The sequence below is a fragment of the Bacteroides sp. HF-4919 genome, assembly GCF_018860125.1.
Map to the genome: position 1 here is coordinate 21772 of NZ_JAHKNF010000002.1, position 20533 is coordinate 42304.

At 44.5% G+C, this 20533-nt stretch carries 11 protein-coding genes; 10 read left to right on the forward strand and 1 reads right to left on the reverse strand.

Going from position 1 to position 20533, the window contains the following annotated elements:
• The 5 genes from KO473_RS04400 to KO473_RS04420 all read left to right on the forward strand — a co-directional run bounded on the left by KO473_RS04400 (position 1) and on the right by KO473_RS04420 (position 8784).
• The gene (locus KO473_RS04400; RefSeq protein ID WP_005779130.1) at positions 1 to 1521 is read left to right on the forward strand and encodes a RagB/SusD family nutrient uptake outer membrane protein; all 1521 of its coding nucleotides are present in this window, start codon (positions 1 to 3) and stop codon (positions 1519 to 1521) included.
• Between the two features lie 126 nt (positions 1522 to 1647).
• The gene (gene bglX / locus KO473_RS04405; RefSeq protein ID WP_005811975.1) at positions 1648 to 3948 is read left to right on the forward strand and encodes a beta-glucosidase BglX; all 2301 of its coding nucleotides are present in this window, start codon (positions 1648 to 1650) and stop codon (positions 3946 to 3948) included.
• Positions 3949 to 4106: 158 nt separating this feature from the next.
• Positions 4107 to 5462 (forward strand): glucoamylase family protein, encoded by a 1356-nt coding sequence (locus tag KO473_RS04410; RefSeq protein WP_122130158.1) that lies wholly within the window; start codon positions 4107 to 4109, stop codon positions 5460 to 5462.
• Positions 5463 to 6206, forward strand: coding sequence for an SGNH/GDSL hydrolase family protein (locus KO473_RS04415; protein ID WP_005779136.1), 744 nt, complete (start codon positions 5463 to 5465; stop codon positions 6204 to 6206).
• A gap of 139 nt (positions 6207 to 6345) precedes the next feature.
• Positions 6346 to 8784, forward strand: a complete 2439-nt coding sequence (locus KO473_RS04420; protein WP_044299805.1) for a two-component regulator propeller domain-containing protein — start codon at positions 6346 to 6348, stop codon at positions 8782 to 8784.
• Between the two features lie 92 nt (positions 8785 to 8876).
• Here KO473_RS04420 and KO473_RS04425 read toward each other — a convergent pair whose 3' ends face one another.
• Positions 8877 to 10526, reverse strand: coding sequence for an ATP-binding protein (locus KO473_RS04425; protein ID WP_022012545.1), 1650 nt, complete (start codon positions 10524 to 10526; stop codon positions 8877 to 8879).
• A 363-nt stretch (positions 10527 to 10889) separates the two neighbouring features.
• On the opposite strand from KO473_RS04425, the gene KO473_RS04430 reads away from it, so the two are divergent.
• From KO473_RS04430 to KO473_RS04450, 5 genes are all read left to right on the forward strand, one after another.
• Positions 10890 to 14243: a TonB-dependent receptor gene (locus tag KO473_RS04430; RefSeq protein WP_122130157.1), complete on the forward strand. Its 3354-nt coding sequence runs from the start codon at positions 10890 to 10892 to the stop codon at positions 14241 to 14243.
• A 17-nt stretch (positions 14244 to 14260) separates the two neighbouring features.
• Positions 14261 to 16108 (forward strand): RagB/SusD family nutrient uptake outer membrane protein, encoded by a 1848-nt coding sequence (locus KO473_RS04435; protein WP_005779141.1) that lies wholly within the window; start codon positions 14261 to 14263, stop codon positions 16106 to 16108.
• Between the two features lie 350 nt (positions 16109 to 16458).
• Positions 16459 to 18366 (forward strand): heparinase II/III-family protein, encoded by a 1908-nt coding sequence (locus tag KO473_RS04440; protein WP_122130156.1) that lies wholly within the window; start codon positions 16459 to 16461, stop codon positions 18364 to 18366.
• A gap of 3 nt (positions 18367 to 18369) precedes the next feature.
• Complete coding sequence (locus KO473_RS04445; protein ID WP_181996012.1) at positions 18370 to 19581, forward strand: glycoside hydrolase family 88 protein; 1212 nt, start codon at positions 18370 to 18372, stop codon at positions 19579 to 19581.
• Between the two features lie 20 nt (positions 19582 to 19601).
• Positions 19602 to 20513: an alkaline phosphatase gene (locus KO473_RS04450; protein WP_122130155.1), complete on the forward strand. Its 912-nt coding sequence runs from the start codon at positions 19602 to 19604 to the stop codon at positions 20511 to 20513.
• Positions 20514 to 20533: the final 20 nt, after the last annotated feature.

Below are 20533 nucleotides of genomic sequence, written 5' to 3' on the forward strand. Positions count from 1 at the left end.
ATGAAACTAAATAAATACATCCTACCCATTGCATTAGCCGTATCGGCTCTGAGCTTCAGCAGTTGCAACGATTTTCTGGACCGTCACCCTCAAGGGCAGTTCACCGAAGATGATAATCCCGGAGCACTTGCCGAAGGAAAAGTCTTCAATATCTACACCATGATGCGTAACTATAACATTACCGCAGGTATCCCGGCCTTTGCCATCGAATATTTCCGCTCGGAAGATTCGGAAAAAGGAAGTACGGCGAGCGACGGTGCCGATCAGGCTGCCATGTACGATGATTTCCAGTACAATACCAATAACGGACTGATCAAAGCCTACTGGAGCCAGAATTACGCTATCATCTATCAATGCAACGACGTGATAGAAACCATCGAGAAAGGTAACCTGACAGAAGAAAATGATCTCCGGAATAAGGGAGAAGCTCTTTTCTTCCGTGCTTACTGTTACTTCAACCTGGTCCGTGCATTCGGCGAAGTGCCGTTGGTCACTTTCAAAGTGAACGACGCCTCGGAAGCCAATGTACCGAAGACCACCGCCGAAGAGATCTATAAACAGATCGACTCAGACCTGACACAGGCTGAAGGGCTTTTACCCCGTCAATGGCAGTCTGCCTACCTGGGACGTCTAACCTGGGGAAGTGCCCGTGCACTGCATGCCCGCACGTATATGATGCGTAACGACTGGCAGAACATGTATACTGCCTCAACCGATGTAATGAATTCCGGACAGTATAATCTGGACACCCCTTATGACGTTATCTTTACCGATGATGGCGAAAACAGCAGTGAGTCGGTATTTGAGCTGCAATGTGCATCGACTGCCGCCCTGCCTGCAAGTGATAAAATAGGCAGTCAGTTCTGCGAGGTACAAGGTGTACGCGGCTCCGGCCAATGGGACCTTGGCTGGGGATGGCATATGGGAACCGAACTGATGGGTGAAGCATTCGAACCGGGTGACCCGCGCAAAGACGCTACCCTGCTCTACTTCCGCCGTTCGGATGACGACCCGATCACTCCTGAAAACACCAACAAGCCTTATGGAGAGTCTCCGGTATCACAGGCTGACGGGGCTTACTTTAACAAGAAAGCTTATACCAACCCGGCACTTCGTGAGGAGTTTACCCGTCATGGTTTCTGGGTGAACATCCGTATCATCCGCTATGGCGACGTAGTGCTGATGGCAGCAGAATCGGCTAATGAGTTAGGGAAAACAGGCGAAGCATCGGGTTATCTGGAAATGGTACGTGCCCGCGCCCGTGGCAACAACCCGGACATTCTGCCCAAAGTGACTTCATTGGATCAGACCGTGTTGCGTGATGCCATCCGGCATGAACGACGGGTAGAACTCGGATTGGAATCGGGACGTTTCTACGACCTGGTACGCTGGGGTATCGCTTCGCAAGTGCTACATGCTGCTGGCAAAACGGGTTATCAACCCAAGAATGCCTTGCTACCACTTCCACAGGACGAGATAGACAAGTCGAAAGGCGTATTGGTACAGAACCCGGATTATTAATCTCAGAGTTTCACCACAGATTACACAGATTATCATAGATATATTAAGTGCAGATTATCAATCCAATGGATCTCTTCTCTGTGATAATCCGTGTAATCTGTGGTGAACTCTTAACCATATACAGTTATGAACAAGAAATATTCTTTACTCATTCTGCTTGCACTTTTACTCCCGTTGGGGCTGCAAGCGCAAAAAGCTCCTCAGGACATGGACCGTTTTCTGGACAATCTGCTGAAACGGATGACCCTGGAAGAAAAAATAGGGCAGCTTAACCTGCCGGTAACGGGTGAAATCACCACCGGACAAGCTAAAAGCAGTGACATAGCCGCCAAGATAAAGCGAGGTGAAGTAGGTGGACTCTTCAACCTGAAAGGGGTGGATAAAATTCGTGACGTACAGCGTCTGGCTGTAGAAAATTCCCGTCTGGGTATCCCTCTGCTCTTCGGTATGGACGTGATTCACGGCTACGAAACCATCTTTCCTATCCCATTGGGGCTTTCGTGTACCTGGGATATTCCGGCCATCGAAGAATCGGCACGTATCGCAGCCATCGAAGCAAGCGCTGACGGCATCTCGTGGACTTTCAGTCCGATGGTAGATATCAGTCGCGATCCACGCTGGGGACGGGTATCCGAAGGTTCGGGCGAAGATCCTTTCCTCGGAGCTCAGATTGCCCAAGCCATGGTACGCGGATATCAGGGAAAGGATATGCGCCGTAACGATGAGATCATGGCTTGTATCAAGCATTTTGCCTTGTATGGGGCAGCCGAAGCCGGACGGGACTACAATACCGTAGACATGAGCCGCCAACGGATGTTTAACGATTACATGCTCCCCTATCAGGCTGGTGTTGAAGCTGGAGCAGGCAGTGTAATGGCTTCATTCAACGAAGTGGAGGGTGTGCCGGCAACTGCCAACCGATGGCTGATGACCGATGTGCTGCGTGGAGCATGGGGATTTAACGGATTCGTAGTGACAGACTTCACCGGAATCTCTGAAATGATAGAACACGGGATTGGCGACCTGCAAACCGTATCGGCACGTGCCATCAATGCGGGAGTAGATATGGACATGGTCAGTGAAGGCTTCGCCGGCACATTGAAAAAATCGATCGAAGAAGGCAAAGTATCGGTAGAAACCGTTAATACCGCTTGCCGCCGCATTCTGGAAGCCAAATATAAACTGGGATTATTTGACAATCCTTATAAATATTGTGACCTGAAACGTCCGGCACGTGACATCTTTACCAAAGAGCATCGTGCCGTAGCCCGGAGAATTGCCGGAGAAAGTTTCGTACTACTGAAAAACGGACAGCTCTCTCCCGGTTCCTCTCCCCTTCTCCCTCTCTCACCCACCGGTACCATCGCAGTGATAGGTCCCTTGGCCAATACCCGCTCGAATATGCCGGGTACGTGGAGTGTGGCGGCAGTTCTGGACAAGAGCCCATCTCTGGTAGAGGGATTGACCGAGTGGGTAGGCAATCAGGCAAAGATTCTTTATGCCAAAGGCAGTAACCTGATAAGCGATGCTGCCTATGAGGAAAGAGCCACCCTGTTTGGCCGTTCGCTGAACCGCGACAACCGTACTGACAAGCAACTGCTGGACGAAGCGTTGAAAATAGCTTCACAGTCGGACGTAATCATTGCCGCGCTGGGCGAATCATCGGAAATGAGCGGCGAAAGCAGCAGTCGTACCAACCTCGACCTGCCGGACGTACAACACACACTCCTGGAAGCTTTACTGAAAACAGGCAAGCCGGTGGTTCTCGTACTCTTCACTGGCCGTCCGTTGGTGCTGAACTGGGAGCAGGAGAATGTACCCGCCATCTTAAACGTATGGTTCGGAGGTTCGGAGGCAGGCTTGGCTATCGGCGATGTACTGTTCGGAGCAGTGAACCCAAGCGGCAAACTCACCATGACTTTCCCGAAGAATGTAGGCCAGATTCCGCTTTACTATGCACACAAAAATACAGGTCGCCCGCTCAAAGAAGGCAAATGGTTTGAGAAATTCCGCAGCAACTATCTGGACGTAGACAATGATGCACTTTATCCGTTCGGATATGGATTGTCGTATACCACATTCCGCTTCAGTGATGTCACTTTAAGTCAACCCTCCATCGGGATGGACAATCAGTTGGTAGCCTCCGTCACCGTAACGAATACCGGAGACCGTGCCGGCAGTGAAGTAGTGCAACTCTACATCCGTGATCTCGTAGGCAGTGTCACCCGCCCGGTAAAAGAGCTTAAGGGATTTGAAAAGATCTACCTGCAGCCCAATGAGTCGCGTACTGTCCGTTTTACGATTGCTCCGGAAATGTTGAAGTTTTACAATGCCGACCTGCAATTCGTAGCCGAACCGGGCGATTTCGATGTGATGATAGGACCTGACAGCCAAAACGTGAAAACGGCACGGTTCACGTTGCGTTGAATCGGCTACACAAGGGAATAGAAATGAATTAATCTCACCACAGATTACACAGATTAACACAGAATTTTAATCTTAAATATCAACGGGATAAATGATTAATCTGTGAAAATCCGTGTAATCTGTGGTGAAACCAAAACCATTACAAACAAGAAATCATTATGAATACCCAACTTGTCACTCACAACAGCAAGCTCCTCTTCTTCCTCTTCGCTCTTTTTCTTCTTGTAGCTTGCAAGCCAAAGGATAAACCTTCTTCTGTCGCTACCCTGACAGACGATGCCCTGATGGATACCGTCCAGCGACGAACCTTCAATTATTTCTGGGAAGCAGCCGAACCCAATAGCGGACTGGCACGCGAACGCTATCATATGGATGGCGAATATCCGGCCGGAGGTCCGGAGATTGTTACTTCAGGAGGAAGCGGCTTCGGCATCATGGCCATACTGGCGGGTATCGATCGTGGATATGTCAGCCGGGAAGAAGGGCTGCGCCGCATGGAGAAAATAGTCCGTTTCCTGGAAAAGGCGGACCGCTTTAAAGGCGCTTACCCACACTGGTGGAACGGTGAAACGGGACGTGTGCAACCTTTCGGACAAAAAGATAATGGAGGCGATCTGGTAGAAACAGCTTTCCTGATGCAAGGTTTGCTGGCCGTACATCAATACTATGCAGGAGGTTCAACCGAAGAGAAAGCTCTTGCGGCACGTATCGATAAACTATGGCAGGAGGTAGACTGGAACTGGTATCGCCGTGACGGGCAAAATGTGCTTTACTGGCACTGGAGTCCGGAATATGGTTGGGAAATGAACTTTCCGGTACACGGCTACAATGAATGCCTGATTATGTATATCCTTGCCGCTGCTTCTCCTACTCATGGAGTGCCGGCTGCGGTATATCATGAAGGATGGGCACAGAATGGCGCGATTGTTTCTCCACACCGGGTAGAGGGTATCGAACTGCATCTCCGCTATCAGGGTGGAGAAGTCGGTCCGTTGTTCTGGGCGCAGTATTCCTTCCTCGGACTCGATCCGGTGGGTTTGAAAGATGAATATTGCCCGAGCTACTTCAACGAGATGCGAAATCTTACACTGGTAAACCGTGAATATTGCATCCGCAACCCCAAACATTATAAAGGTTACGGGGCTGACTGCTGGGGGCTGACCGCCAGTTATTCCGTGGATGGATATGCTGCCCACGGCCCGTTGGAACGTGATGACCGGGGAGTGATCTCTCCCACCGCCGCCCTCTCTTCCATCGTCTATACACCGGACCAGTCACTGCAAGTGATGCGTCATCTGTATCAGATGGGAGATAAGGTATTCGGTCCTTACGGATTCTATGATGCCTTCAGCGAAACCGCGGACTGGTATCCGAAGCGATATCTGGCCATCGACCAAGGGCCGATAGCCGTAATGATAGAAAACTACCGGACCGGACTTCTATGGAAACTTTTCATGAGTCATCCCGACGTGCAGAACGGATTGAAGAAACTTGGATTTAACGTAAAGAAATAAATGATAAAATCAATATTTATCACCTTTTGTACTGTCCTCCTCTGCTGCAACACTCTTGCAGCAGAGGTACAAACGCCACAGGATTCTGTGCGCTTCAGCGAATATCTTCCTGTCCGCCACACGGATCCGGTTACATGGGTAACCCGATACCAAGGAGAAATAGACCGGTACCAAACAGAAAACCGGACATTGAGAGATACTTCTTGCGACGTTCTCTTTTTAGGCAGTTCTTCCATCAACTTGTGGGATAACATTTACCGGGACATGGCCCCACTGAAGATTCTCCGCCGTTCATACGGTGGTGCCGCCTTACGAGACATGCTTTATAATTACGACGTGATTGCCCGGGAATATCACCCGCGCAGTATCGTGGTTTATGTAGAAAATGATCTTGCAGGTACCCCCGAGGATCTGACTGTCGGAGAAACATTCGACTTTTTTCGTTTACTGACCAACCGGCTGCAACGGGACTATCCGGATATTCCGATATTCATTCTCTCCTATAAGCCTTCGCTCGCACGCAAGGAGATGATTCCGAAGCATGAAATCATTAATACTTTGCTTAAAGAGTATGCTTCGAAGACGGACGGACTCACTTATGTCGACGTAGCCTCTTGCTTGTACGGTGCAAACGGAGAACTGCGAAAAGATATCTTTAAACCGGACGGCCTGCACATGAATCAGAATGGCTACGATCTCTGGACCGCTATCCTGAAACCGAAAATACAGGAAAGCATCCGATAAACCTACGATTTCCCCCACAAGCCTCCCTATCTGTTGAATGGTAGGGAGGTTTATTTCTGTTTATATACTTTTTTCGTAGAGTTGGTATACTAAATCTATCTGTTATTTATATATTTGCGTTTATAAATACGGAATAACTATGAATAAACACAAATTAGCCTTTTCTTTTATCGGCATTTTCATCGTTCAATTATCATACGCCGGATATTTTAAACACATAGGTAGAGAAGAAGGTCTTTCGCAATCGTCTGTTATGGCTATCTATCAAGATAAACTGGGTAGAATGTGGTTTGGTACACGTGAAGGGGTCAACATCTACAATAGTGATAGGATGACGGTTTATAAAGCATGGATCCAGAACGGGAATCAACCGGATCAGAAAGTTCTGATAGGGAATGAGGTGAGCGCCATTACTGGAAGTCAAAACGGAGATGTGTTTTTAATTGTTGATCGTGCTTTATTGAAATACGATATTCGTAAAGAGACTTTCGAACGTCTGCGTCAAGGCTCTGTCTATGCTCTAACATCTCATGCCGGTGAGATATGGTGTGCCGGGCACGACTCTATTTTCCGATACAATCCCCAAAACAATCAATTAGATTTTCAGCAAAAAACAGGTATACCATCCATCAACTATCTGATGACAGATGGCAACAGATTTTATATCGGTGCCAAAGAAGGCCTATATACGACAGAAAATAAAGGAGCGGTTCAATGCCTGATCCCCAAAGTAGATGTTTACCGTATTTTCCAAGATTCCAGTCAGGAACTTTGGGTAGGTTGCCGTACACAAGGGCTATACCATATCAACCGAAACGGACAAATTAACCGTATTCCTTATGACCCCTCATCCCCCAAAGGCATTTCCAGTGAACAAATACGTGAATTTGTTGAAGATCAGCAAGGGAACATCTGGTTCGGAACCTTCGACGGTTTACAAAAATATGATCCACACACCCAAACCTACAGCCTCATCAAGCAAGAACAACGCCCGGGAGGACTCAGCCATTCTTCTATATTTTCGCTCTATCAAGATATACAAGGCACTATCTGGATAGGTAGTTATTATGGAGGAGTCAACTACTTCAACCCGGATAACAACACATTCAATTACTACACTTATAATCCCGATCGCAGTGACTGTCTCAACTACCCGTTCGCCGGGGCCATGACCGAGGACAAAGATCATCACCTATGGATATGCACCGATGGTGGCGGATTGGCATGTTTAGACCGCCAAGCGGGGCATTTCAGGACTTACACTGCCGGAGGACCCAACTCTCTGCCCCACAACAATCTGAAGAGTATTTGTTACGACCCTAAAAGAGACTGCTTATATATAGGTACGCATATGGGAGGTCTTTCCCGGCTCGACCGCAAAACAGGACGTTTTTACAACTACCTCAATTACTCCACGAAAGGCAAAAAAGAGCCCAATGATGTTATTTTCCAAGTATCTTTCTATAACGACCAGCTAATCGTTTCCGCACGCAACGGAGTTTTCTCCATGAATCCCGATACGAATGAATTCCGCTTGCTTTATGACGGATATTACTATCAAACTTTCACCATTGACCCCAAAGGCTTTCTCTGGTTGTCGGCAGGTACTAACTTATATAGTATAAACCTGAAACACCCCGAAGAAGTCAAATCATTCAGCCTGCCTGCATCCATTGGACAGTTCGGCATCAGCAAGATTTTGAAAGGTAACAATCAATATCTTTATATCGCCACTTTAGGTTCAGGACTTTTTTGCTATAACGAACAAACTCAGACCTGCATCAACTATACTCCCGAACAGAACCAACTACTTAGCAATTATTGCTATAATCTTCTACAGACTTCGACAGATAACATACTTATCACAAGTGATCGGGGTATCACACTATTTAATCCAACCACCGAATCATTCCGTTCCATTGAACTGGATAACGGACTGTCCCTCTCATCCATCATTAATGGTTGTGGTGTATGGATGTGTAGTGACCATACAATATTTATTGGAGGTACAGGAGGGCTTAGTTCTTTTCTGGAAAAAGACCTGAACAAAGAATATCCCAAACCTAAACTCTATTTTTCAAGTTTATCCGTCAACAACGCACGGATAAGTCCGGATGACAAAAGTCGTATACTGACAGAAGGGCTCCCTTTTGTCCGGGAAGTAAATCTAAATGCCGCTCAAAATAACCTGACTATTGAGTTTGCTTCTTCCAACTATGTGGATATACTGAATAATACTTGGTATGAGTATCAGTTAGAAGGTTTTGACAAGCAATGGTCACTCACCTCACAAACAAGCCTGAAATACACCAACCTTGATCCTGGAGACTACGTGCTACACGTACGCCAAAAAGGCAACTCGCTGAAAATGCGCAAAGCACAAGAAATCTTATTACAGATACATATCAGCACTCCCTGGTATCTTACTTGGTGGGCATGGCTCAGTTACATCACCATCAGCATTTCAGTGACCTACTTTATATGGCGCGAAAAAAGTTCCAGAAGAACTTTGGCGATATTACGGCAAAATCCCTCTTCTCTCACCTATCATCAGATTCTTTTTAATCCGGCTATTTAAATAGACCATGAGTCCATATTGATTAAATAGTTTCTTTACGAGCATAAATTTACTTTCAGATGTTATTCTCCTTATCCGGTATCCAACTTAGGTCATTTAAGATTTTCCTGTTTAGCTCCTTTGCGATATTCCATCGGAGTAACGTTATATTGGTTTTTAAAACAACGACTGAAATAGCGCGGAGAACCGAAACCTAACCTATCGGATATTTCTGCTACCTGCAAATAAGGTTCGTTCTTCAACATCAGCGATGCTTTTTTCAATCGGTGATTTAGAATAAATTCATTGGGTGTCATTCCTGTCAATGCTTTGAATTTTGTGTGCAACAATGTCCGTCCCATTCCAAGTTCCTGACATAATATACCAATATCAAAATCCTCATTATCAACATACTTATCTACCACTTTGATTACTCTATCCAAGAAACTTTTATCTATCGGATTAGCAGCCAACAGGTTGACTTCCGAAATCTGATCTTTAGCAAAACGGCTTTGCATCAACAAGCGGTTACGGATCAAATTATTGCAACGGGTTATTAAGATTTTTGCATTGAATGGCTTGGTGATATAGTCGTCTGCCCCACGACGTAGTCCTTCAATATTTTGGTCTACAGTGTCAAGTGCAGTCAACAATACAATCGGAATGTGACACAGGTTTATGTTATTCTTTATTTTCAGGCACATCTCCGTTCCTGTCATTACCGGCATCATAACATCACTCACTATCAAATCGGGAACTTCTGCAAAAGCCTGTTTTAATCCCTCCTCGCCATTAGCTGCCGTCACCACCTGATAAAGTGATGAAAATATTTCTTTGAGTACATGCAGAAGTTCCACATTATCTTCTACCAACAGAACTTTCCGTTTCCCTTCCCGCCCATCTATCAAGGGAGTTTCGAACATAGAATCATCCTTTTCCATAAAGTTCTCATCCGGTATGGTACTCTCTTGTATCATAGGCTCTTTTTCTGGAGATTCCAGAAAAACGACTTCAGTATCCTTTTCAAAACAAGCACGAGTTTTAGGTAACTTCACAATAAAACAGCTTCCTTCATTTAACTCACTTTCTACCTCAATTGTACCATGATGTAGCTGAATAATACTTTTCGTTAATGCGAGCCCGATACCAGTGCCAACATGAATCGCTTTATTCCGATTGTCTGCCTGATAAAAACGGTCGAATATCCGCTCCTGTTCTTCTTTACTAATGCCATTTCCGGAATCTTTAACCGCAATAATTACCTGATCCGGCGTAGTAGAGGTCAATATATTTATTTTTCCTTTATCCGGAACATGTTTAAAAGCATTCGAAAGCAAATTAAACAGAACCTTTCTCATTTGCCAGTCATCTATCCAAATAAATACATCCTGCTCCAGTAGCTTCAGATGATAAGAAATAGACTTCTGAGAGGCATAAGCTGAGAAAGACAGATAGACCTCCTCCAAAAATGTATTCAGACTTTGTTCCGATAGTTTTAATTGGATATAGTTTTGATCGAATTTCCGGAAGTCAAGTAATTCTGAGATTAGGAGTTTCATTTGTTGGGCATGCTTCCTTATCCTGAAAATACTGTTGTGCAAAGATGGAGGTATTGTATTCTTCTGTAACATAAGTTCTACCTGACTTATAATGAGAGTTAAAGGAGTACGGAACTCATGGCTCACGTTGGTAAAGAATCGTAATTTAGCTTGATTCATTTCTTCAATATGTTCCTTTTCAATACGTTCTTTCTCCAGCGACATCGCCAAAGTTCTTCTGGAACTTCTACTGAGTTAAGAACAATTAGTGTCTATACTGCGAACAAAAATAGCATAGAGAGGTCTGCTTCACGACATAGTCCGATTCTTTCATTTGTTTTTTGTAAAGTTTAATAGTATACGGATCATGAAAAAGAACAAATTATGCCCAAGATTCCTATTCAATTTAGCATCTTATCACAAAATTTTGTACATAAAACCATATGGAAAACACGGATTAGGACAGATTCCAAATAGGCTCTGAATAATTAGTGCCCCTATTGAGAATAAAAGTATCACATCGGATCAGATCAGTTACCGTAGTTTTGCGATGTATTTAACACTTTTATTAACTCAATCTAAAGTATTATGAGAAAAAGCAAATTACATTTGCTACCCTTATCTTCTAAAAGGGTACTTGTAAGTACATCGTTAATAATGCTTTTAAGCGGTAGTGCCTGGGCTGTTTCTTCACAAGAAACAGTTGAAAACGGAGATGCGATCACAGCAGTCCCCCAACAGCACAGAACGATTAAAGGTATTGTCAAAGATGCAAATGGAGAACCGATTATCGGAGCTAACGTCATTGTAAAAGGTAATAAAACTATTGGCGTCATCACAAACCTGAACGGAGAGTTTAGTCTCGAAGTACCGTCCAACGCAACACTGCAAATCTCTTACATCGGCTATCTCAATAAAGAAGTCAAAGTAAGTGGCAACCAGGTGTCTTTCAACATCCAACTGGAAGAAGACAGCAAAACACTCGACGAGGTAGTAGTGGTAGGGTATGGCACACAGAAGAAAGCAAATTTAACAGGTGCCGTATCTTCCGTTGATTTTGAAGAACAAACTAAATCACGCCCCATTACGACAGTATCTTCGGCATTAGCCGGTCTAAGTCCAGGACTTCAAGCCAGCTCAGGCTCGGCAATGCCGGGAGAGGATAACACAACCCTACGGGTACGCGGTAACGGTACAATGAATAATGCCTCACCTTTGATTATCATCGATGGCATGGAAGGTTCATTGAATGCCATTAACCCTCAGGACATAGAAAATATCTCTATTCTAAAAGATGCAGCTTCTTGTGCTATTTATGGTGCCCGTGCTGCCAACGGAGTCATCTTAGTCACAACAAAAAGCGGCGATCGCGACAAGATACAGGTAAACTATAGTGGACGCGTCTCTTTCAACAGCCCGACACGCATGATAGAAACTATGAGCAATTATGCGGATTATATGGAATTAATGAACGAATCTTGCGAAAATGTTGGCTCCGGAACTCTTTTTGACCAAAAGTATATCGATTTGTGGAGAGAGAAATCAAAAGATCCCAATGGAGTAAACGAGAACGGTGTTCCTAATTACATCGCATACCCAAATACCAACTGGCTGAAAGAGCTATACTCAGGAGGTATGATACACGAACATAATCTTTCGGTTTCAGGAGGATCTAACAAAATTCGTTTCTTATTGTCAGCCCGTTATCAGGATAATGAAGGTATTGTAGACAATACAGCCAACAAAACCTACTCTGTACGTGCCAATATTGAAGCCAACCCAACTCAATGGTTGACTTTAGGTACGCGCACTTATGCCTCACAAATGGACCGTGAGGTGGGTGACTTTAGCAATGCCAATACTTTCCTCCGACAATCTACAGCCGGTACTTATCCCGAATGGAACGGAAGTTTCGGCTACCCGGAATGTCCGGACGAACGTGCAACAGCCAATAACCCACTATATAAACTGGCACGGAATGATGGCTTCAAACGCTACAACCGTTTCAACACGACCCTGTTTAGTAAGGTCAAGTTCTTTAAAGATCTAAGTTGGGATTTCAACTTCAATTACAACCGTTACATCTACGAAACCCGCCAATGGGGAGTACCCGCTTATCAGACACGTTTCAGTGACGGGGTAATTGTCGATGGTATCACTCCTCCTTCTCAATTAAGCACAAGTTTCGGTTATGAATCCAATTATTCTTATACATTGGAAAACCTGTTAAACTACCATCACACATTTGCTCAGAAACACGACGTATCCGCATTGTTAGGTTATCAGGAATTCTACAAGAATTACTATACTGTAGATGCCGCAAAGAAAGGCTTGATCGACGAATCACTGAACCAGTTTGATGAAGCAACCGAAATGACAAGTACCAAAGGTGCAACCCAGGATTATGCCACACGTTCTGTATTCGGACGCGTGAACTATGCATATGATTCCCGGTATTTATTTGAGGCGAATTTCCGTTATGACGGATCCTCACGCTTCCATAAAGATCATCGTTGGGGATTCTTCCCTTCCTTATCAGGTGCATGGCGCATCTCAGAAGAAAGCTTCATGGAAAATACCCGTGCCTGGCTGGATAACCTGAAAATCCGTGCATCTTGGGGTAAATTAGGTAACTCTGAAATTGGTAACTACGAATACATGTCGGTATACAGTACCACCAACGCAGTATTTGGAAATGCCTTAAATTCTGCACTGTATATGGGTGCCATCGCCAATAGCTTACTGCAATGGGAATCTACCACCTCTGTCAACTTTGGTGTTGATGTTAATTTATTAAAGGACCGTCTGAGCATAAGTGCCGACCTGTATCAGAAGAAAACCGACGGTATCTTATACCGCCCAACTATTCCTTATGTATTCGGAACAATGACTGCCCCCCGTCAGAACCTCGCCAAAGTGAGCAATAAGGGAGTTGAGTTATCACTGGGATGGCGTGATAACATAGGAGGGGTAAGCTACTCCATTAACGGCAACTTCTCATACAACAAAAGCAATATAGATGCCTATAACGGCTCTTATGAAAGAACATGGGTAGAAGATCCGAATAACAAACTGACCGGAGGTAAATGGGAAGATAATATCGGTAAAGTGTCCAGTGGTGGCACAACCCCCATTGTTGAAGGCCGCATGATGAATGAATACTATTTACGGAACGTTTATCATGGCAATGGCTCTTACTACAATGCGGATGGCAGCGTAAATCCTCAAGGAGGACCTAAGACCGGTATGATCCGTACAGAAAAAGATATGACATGGGTAAAAGACATGATCGCAGCCGGATATGAATTTCAACCAGGCAAGACGGTTGCCAAAAACAAGATCTGGTATGGTGATTACATCTATGCCGACTCCAATAATAATGGAGTATATGGTGACGATAACGACTATACTTTCCAAAAAACATCCAATAAGCCCAAATATAATTTCGGTTTTCAGGCCTCTGCCGCATGGAAAGGATTCGACCTCTCTATGGTATGGGCGGGAGCTGCCGGATTCAGCATATACTGGGGAGCAACCACTGGCTATAATGCCGCATCTACAGAATGGGGTAGCACCATCGCACAACGGATTGCCGAAAACCATTATTTCTACAATCCCGAAAATCCGGATGATCCACGTACCAACATCAATGCGAAATATCCGCGTATGGCTTATATAGACGGCTATGTACAAAATCGTCATGGAAATACAACTTTATGGCTATACAAAGGTGATTACATCAAATTGAAGAACCTGTCTTTAGGTTATACTCTACCGAAAAACTGGGTTTCAAAAATCGCTATGCAGAATGCACGTGTTTACGTTTCAGCTGAAAATCTGCTGACAATTACCGGATTTGAAGGCCAAGACCCGGAATCTGCTACCGGTATGGGCTATTCTCCGTTTAGAACAATTGCAATAGGTGCCAATATAACATTCTAAATAAATCTTGAAATCTTATGAAACTATTAAATAAATTATTCATATTAACAGCCACAGCAATTGCTATAAGCAGTTGCCAGGGAGATTTACTGGATACAAAGCCATATGATAAAGCATCATCGGGCAGTATGTGGAGTAATGAAAACTTTTGTACTATGGGAGTAGCCTCTATCTACGCCACCCTGCGCGAAGGGTATGTGGCAAAAGAGGCTTATCTAATGGAGGCATTCAGCGTGGGTGCAACCTGCCGCGACAACGATTATCCACTGCTGGCCGGTACAGCTTCTATCGGTTCCGGAATATTCTCAGACTATTGGAAACAACATTATGCTGGTATCTATCGTGCCAATGATGCCATTGTACATCTACCCGACGCACCGATAAGTGAAAGCGTAAAAGGCAAATTATTATCCGAAGCAAAAGTATTGCGTGCGTTTTATTATTACAAACTGAATGCAGTCTTCAGGGGTGTTCCTTATTATAATACGCCTATGGAACTTGATCAAGCAGACAAACCACGTGAAAGCGAAGAGAATATATGGAATTTCTGCATACAAGATTTAACCGACGCAATAAACGATCCGAATTTCCCCGACCGTATCGCTGCCGGTAAAGCAGAATGGGGTCATGTCACCAAATCAGTGGCTTATGCACTGCGTGGCAAAATCTATCTGTGGACCAAAGAATGGAGTAAGGCGGAAGCAGATTTCCGTAAAGTAGGTGAATTGGGACATTCATTATTTCAGGATGGTTACAAGCAACTCTTCAAGGAAGCTAATGAACAGAGTGATGAAGCTATCTTCTCTTTGCAGTGTATCGATAACAATGGCAGCACTTACGGAAATTCCATGAGCTTCCGTTATGGTGGCCGTACTACATTTGGTTCTTGCTGGAACACCATGTTGGCCAGTGTGGATTTTGTAGAAACCTACGAAAATATAGACGGCAGTAAATTTAACTGGGATGAATACATTCCGGGGTTCTCAAGCTTAGATATTAAAGACCGTGAAGTATTCTTCTTGCGTAATACTGATCCGGCAACAGTAAAAGCACAGTATCGCGAAATCGGCTTTGACGGTACGGAAGAGGCATTGGACGATATGGTAAAAAAAATAAAAGCAAAAGTAGACGGACGTCTGGAAAAGCTGAGTGACAAGGCAAAAGCATTCTATCTGCCGGCAGGAAACGAGGCCCGTATTAAAGCTGCTTATGACAGCCGCGATCCTCGTTTAGCCCAGACTGTCATCACTCCATATGCTACATATGATGGTTCCGGAAACAGCGTAGACCACACCTTCACTTCACGCTGGCCTTATTATGGTGCCGACACCGATTATCCTTATGACTTACGCACTGACACCCAGAGCCATTTATACTATTTGTTCCGCAAATTTGTTGCCGAAGGTTCAAGTGAAATGACCAATCGCGAACAATCTCCGATTGACCTGCCAATTATCCGCTACGCAACTGTCGTCATAGGATTGGCTGAAGCATTGAATGAGCAGGGTAAAACCGACGAGGCCATCGAATGGTTGAATAAAGTACGCCAACGTGCCGGTGTTGCACTGTTGAACAGCAATACTGCCACTATGGTCCAGGGACAGGAAGATATGCGCATTCGCATCCAGAATGAATTCCGCTGGGAAACAGCAGGTGAAGGGGTTGACTTTTACGAAGAACTCCGTTGGAAAACATGGAAAGAAAGTAAGTTTAATAATGCTGATGGTACAGCCGGGATGAAAGATGTATGGGGTACTGTCACCTATCCTTATACATGGGGAGGAGACCAATATTATGTATGGCCAATCCCAAAACATGAAACTGATATGAATAAATCACTGACTCAGAACTCGGGCTGGAATTAAACAAATACGTTTAAGCTACTGATTCTTATAAACCAAAGGGGTGTGTCAAAACTCTTTTCGCCACAGATTACACGGATTATCACAGATTATCAACATAGATAATCAATGACTTAAAATTCACTCTGTGTTACTCAGTGTCTTCTGTGATGAGTTTCGACACACGCCCTCTATTCCATCTGAAAAGAAAGTTCTAAATAAACTCTCTTATCGACTTTTCCTCTTTTGAGGATTGACTCCCTCAAATATCCAACTAAAATAGAAAATTTATATAGCATTAAGAACCATTTAGTAAGATGAAATAGCAATAAATTTTGTTACTTTGCCTACGTTAAAATCTTAATTTTATTACGATGAAGAAATTATTAATATTCACTCTCTTGCTATGCTGTACTGTAAGAGCCCTCAGCTATACAGAACGGAACTATCTTCAAAAACAAGCCAGCGTAAGCAGTTTGCAGGAAGTGCTTATATTAAATCAACAATGGGTCACTTATCCTGCTTATACCGACCGAACCGGATGGGACACTTTTTTAGGCTCTTTCAAGAATGAATGTATCCTTCGCGGAGAAAAGCAGCTGAATTATCAATGGCAGGTTGTGAAAGCTACTGATTATATGGAATTTGAACGCAGCGGCAACCGTAGCGTTATGGAAACTCCCTTCGCCAACAATAACAATGCCATAGCCGACCTGCTACTCGCTGAACTCGCAGAAGGGAAAGGACGATTTATCGATCAGCTGATCAACGGTGTATATCATTCCTGCGAGATGACTTCCTGGGCATTGGCCGCCCATTTGAATGCACAACAGTCTCACCGCTCACTACCCGATTTTAAAGAAAACATCATAGACCTGACAGCAGGTGACCTGGGCTCTTTACTCGCATGGACCTATTATTACATGCATCAAGAATTTGACAAACTCAATCCTGCCATATCCGAACGTTTACGGCATACGCTCCAACAGCGTATACTGGATCCTTACATGAATAACGATCACTTCTGGTGGATGGCAGTGGACTATAAACCGGGAATGATGGTCAACAACTGGAATCCTTGGTGTAACAGCAACGCCTTAATGTGTTTTATGCTGCTTGAAAATGATAAAGAAATGTTAGCGAAGGCAGTATACCGCAGTATGGTTTCGGTAGATAAATTCATCAACTATACCCATACCGACGGTGCATGTGAGGAAGGTCCCTCCTACTGGGGACATGCCGCAGGAAAAATGTTTGATTATCTGGAATTACTGTCAGCCGTTACCGGAGGAACTGTCTCCATCTTCGATAATCCCATGATAAAGAATATGGGCGAATATATATCACGTTCATACGTGGGCAAAGGATGGGTGGTTAATTTCGCTGATGCCTCGGCGAAAAGCAGTGGAGACGCTCCCTTGATATTCCGGTATGGCAAGGCTGTAAACAGTAACGAAATGAAAGGATTCGCTGCTATGATTAACACCAATAAGCTTCCTTCCGGACGCGATATATACCGTACGCTTGCTGCTATAAAAATTGCGAACGAACTAAAAGAAACTCAAGCGGCACATTTCACTCCCCCATTCTCCTGGTATCCGGAAACCGAATTCTGCTATATAACTGACAATAAAGGAAACTTCCTGGCCGCTAAAGGAGGATATAACGACGAAAGCCATAATCATAATGACGCAGGTACCTTCTCATTCTGGATAGACCAAACTCCTTTTCTTATTGATGCCGGAGTAGGGACTTATACACGCCAGACATTCAGCAAGGATCGCTACGCCATTTGGACCATGCAGAGCAATTATCACAATCTCCCCCTGATTAATGGCGTCCCCCAGAAATACGGAGCAACATATAAAGCAACACAAGTACAAGCTGACAAAAGGAAAAACACATTCACAGCCAATATAGCGACAGCCTATCCGGCCGAAGCAGAAGTGGAATCATGGATACGTTCCTATTCACTTCAGAAAGGACAATTACGGATTTCAGATTCTTTCCGTCTGAAAACAGCCAAACAGCCCAATCAAATCAATTTCATGACATGGGGGCAGGTGTGTACGGAAATACCGGGAAAAATTCAATTGGAAGTAAAAGGAAAGAAAGCCGTCATAGAATATGATAAACAACTGTTCGATGTGAAAACAGAAATAATCCCACTAACAGATCCCCGGCTATCCAATGTATGGGGTAAATCGATTTGTCGCATTACACTCACAGCAACAAACATTCATAAAACAGGAAATTATTCTTTTACCATAAAAAAACAATAAAACATGAACTTAAAACCCTTATTGGGAGCAGCCTGCGCAATGATATGTGTGGCTTGCTCAAGCCACAAACCCACAGTACCGTCTTTTATAACAGAAAATGTAGAATTTGCCAAAGCACAACTCGGTTTGGCCATCGACACCATCGAGGCCAGCGGAAAATGTCTCAATCCTGTAACTCTCAATAGAGATGGATCTGTATATTACTGCGGATATGCCGATTGGCGCAGTGGATTTTTTCCCGGTAGCATCTGGTATATGTACGAACTGACAGGTGACACCAGCTACCTCCCACTGGCCAGAAAATATACTGAAGCCATCCGCCCGGCCGAGCACCTGACTTGGCATCACGATATAGGATTCATCATTAATTGCAGTTTTGGTAACGGCCTGAGGCTCGCTCCCGATACAGCTGCATATAAAGACGTAATGGTACAGGCAGCCAAATCACTTTGTACGCGTTTCCGCCCCAATGCCGGAGTCATTCAAAGCTGGGATGTAAAGGGTAATAGCTGGCAAAGTGAAAGAGGCTGGGAATGTCCGGTTATCATTGACAACATGATGAACCTGGAACTTCTGTTCGAAGCAACCAAACTATCCGGTGATTCCACTTTCCATAAAGTAGCCGTAGCACATGCCGACCGTACTCTTTCCGAGCATTTCCGTCCTGATGGAAGTTGCTATCACGTAGTGGACTATAATATTTCGGACGGCTCCGTACGCCATAAACAAACAGCACAAGGATATGCTGATGAATCGGTTTGGTCACGCGGACAGGCATGGGCCATCTACGGCTTCACTATTTGCTATCGTGAAACGAAAGACCGCAAATATCTGGATCAGGCACTGAAAACATTCAATAGGATGAAAAATGATCCGCACATGCCCGAAGACCTGATACCTTATTGGGACATGGACGCACCCAATATACCCGATGAACCCCGGGACGTCTCTTCCGCATCCTGCATCGCTTCTGCCCTGTACGAAATCAGCACATATGACGTCCCCGATGCCGCTTCTTACAGAGAATATGCAGACCGCATCATGCATAGTCTCGCCTCACCTGACTATCGGGCCACATTGGGCACTAACGGCAATTTTATCCTGATGCATAGCGTAGGCAGTATTCCGCACAATAGTGAAATCGACGTACCTCTGAACTATGCAGACTACTACTTTCTGGAAGCCCTGAAGCGTAGAAAAGATTTAGATAAATAATTTTATTATAAAAAAGTATCATGAAAACACAAGTGTTTAAATTAGCCTGTTTAATTATCTGTTTATTAACGATAGTTCCCAATTGCCATGCCGGCAGCAAGTGGAAAGCCAAACATGTAGTCTTGATTGGACTGGACGGCTGGGGTGCCTACAGTGTAGAGAAAGCTAATATCCCCCATATCAAACAATTAATGAATAATGGTTCTTACACACTGACCAAACGCTCTGTACTCCCTTCGTCCAGTGCAGTGAACTGGGCATCTATGTTCATGGGAGCAGGGCCAGAGCTACACGGATACACGACTTGGAATTCAAGCACTCCGGATCTTCCTTCGAAAGAATTAAGTAAAGATGGCATTTTTCCAACTGTATTCCAATTGCTCCGCGAAGCTGACCCGAAAGCTGAAATTGGCACTCTCTACGAATGGATCGGCATCAAATATCTGGTGGATACGCTGGCAGTAAACAAATACAACCAAGGGATTAACTATGAAAAATATCCTACGGAACTATGTGAAAAAGCCGTGAAGTATATTAAAGAGAAAAAGCCGGCTTTGACACTTATCGCCTGGGATAATCCGGATCATGTAGGACATAAGGAAGGACATGACACACCGGCTTATTACCAGAAGCTTGAAGAAATAGACGGATACATCGGCAAAGTGATTGACGCGGTGAAAGAAGCCGGAATGCTGGATGAAACGATTTTTATAGTAACATCCGACCATGGCGGAATCAATAAAGGGCACGGAGGAAAGACAATGCTGGAGATGGAGACTCCGTTCATCATCTCGGGGAAAAATATCAGGAAAGGGCATGAGATTCAGGCCAGCATGATGCAGTTTGACGTAGCCGCTACCGTGGCTGCCATTTTCAAACTGAAACAGCCACAAGTATGGATCGGAAGGCCCATAATGGAAGTATTTAAGTAAAAAAGAATGCTAACAAGTTA

Excerpts from the sequence above, each read along its gene's own strand:
- KO473_RS04400 (WP_005779130.1), top strand. The coding sequence starts at position 1 with ATGAAACTAAATAAATACATCCTACCCATTGCATTAGCCGTATCGGCT.
- KO473_RS04430 (WP_122130157.1), top strand. The coding sequence starts at position 10,890 with ATGAGAAAAAGCAAATTACATTTGCTACCCTTATCTTCTAAAAGGGTA.
- KO473_RS04420 (WP_044299805.1), top strand. The coding sequence starts at position 6,346 with ATGAATAAACACAAATTAGCCTTTTCTTTTATCGGCATTTTCATCGTT.
- KO473_RS04410 (WP_122130158.1), top strand. The coding sequence starts at position 4,107 with ATGAATACCCAACTTGTCACTCACAACAGCAAGCTCCTCTTCTTCCTC.
- KO473_RS04450 (WP_122130155.1), top strand. The coding sequence starts at position 19,602 with ATGAAAACACAAGTGTTTAAATTAGCCTGTTTAATTATCTGTTTATTA.
- KO473_RS04415 (WP_005779136.1), top strand. The coding sequence starts at position 5,463 with ATGATAAAATCAATATTTATCACCTTTTGTACTGTCCTCCTCTGCTGC.
- KO473_RS04435 (WP_005779141.1), top strand. The coding sequence starts at position 14,261 with ATGAAACTATTAAATAAATTATTCATATTAACAGCCACAGCAATTGCT.
- KO473_RS04440 (WP_122130156.1), top strand. The coding sequence starts at position 16,459 with ATGAAGAAATTATTAATATTCACTCTCTTGCTATGCTGTACTGTAAGA.
- KO473_RS04445 (WP_181996012.1), top strand. The coding sequence starts at position 18,370 with ATGAACTTAAAACCCTTATTGGGAGCAGCCTGCGCAATGATATGTGTG.
- bglX (WP_005811975.1), top strand. The coding sequence starts at position 1,648 with ATGAACAAGAAATATTCTTTACTCATTCTGCTTGCACTTTTACTCCCG.
- KO473_RS04425 (WP_022012545.1), bottom strand. The coding sequence starts at position 10,526 with ATGTCGCTGGAGAAAGAACGTATTGAAAAGGAACATATTGAAGAAATG.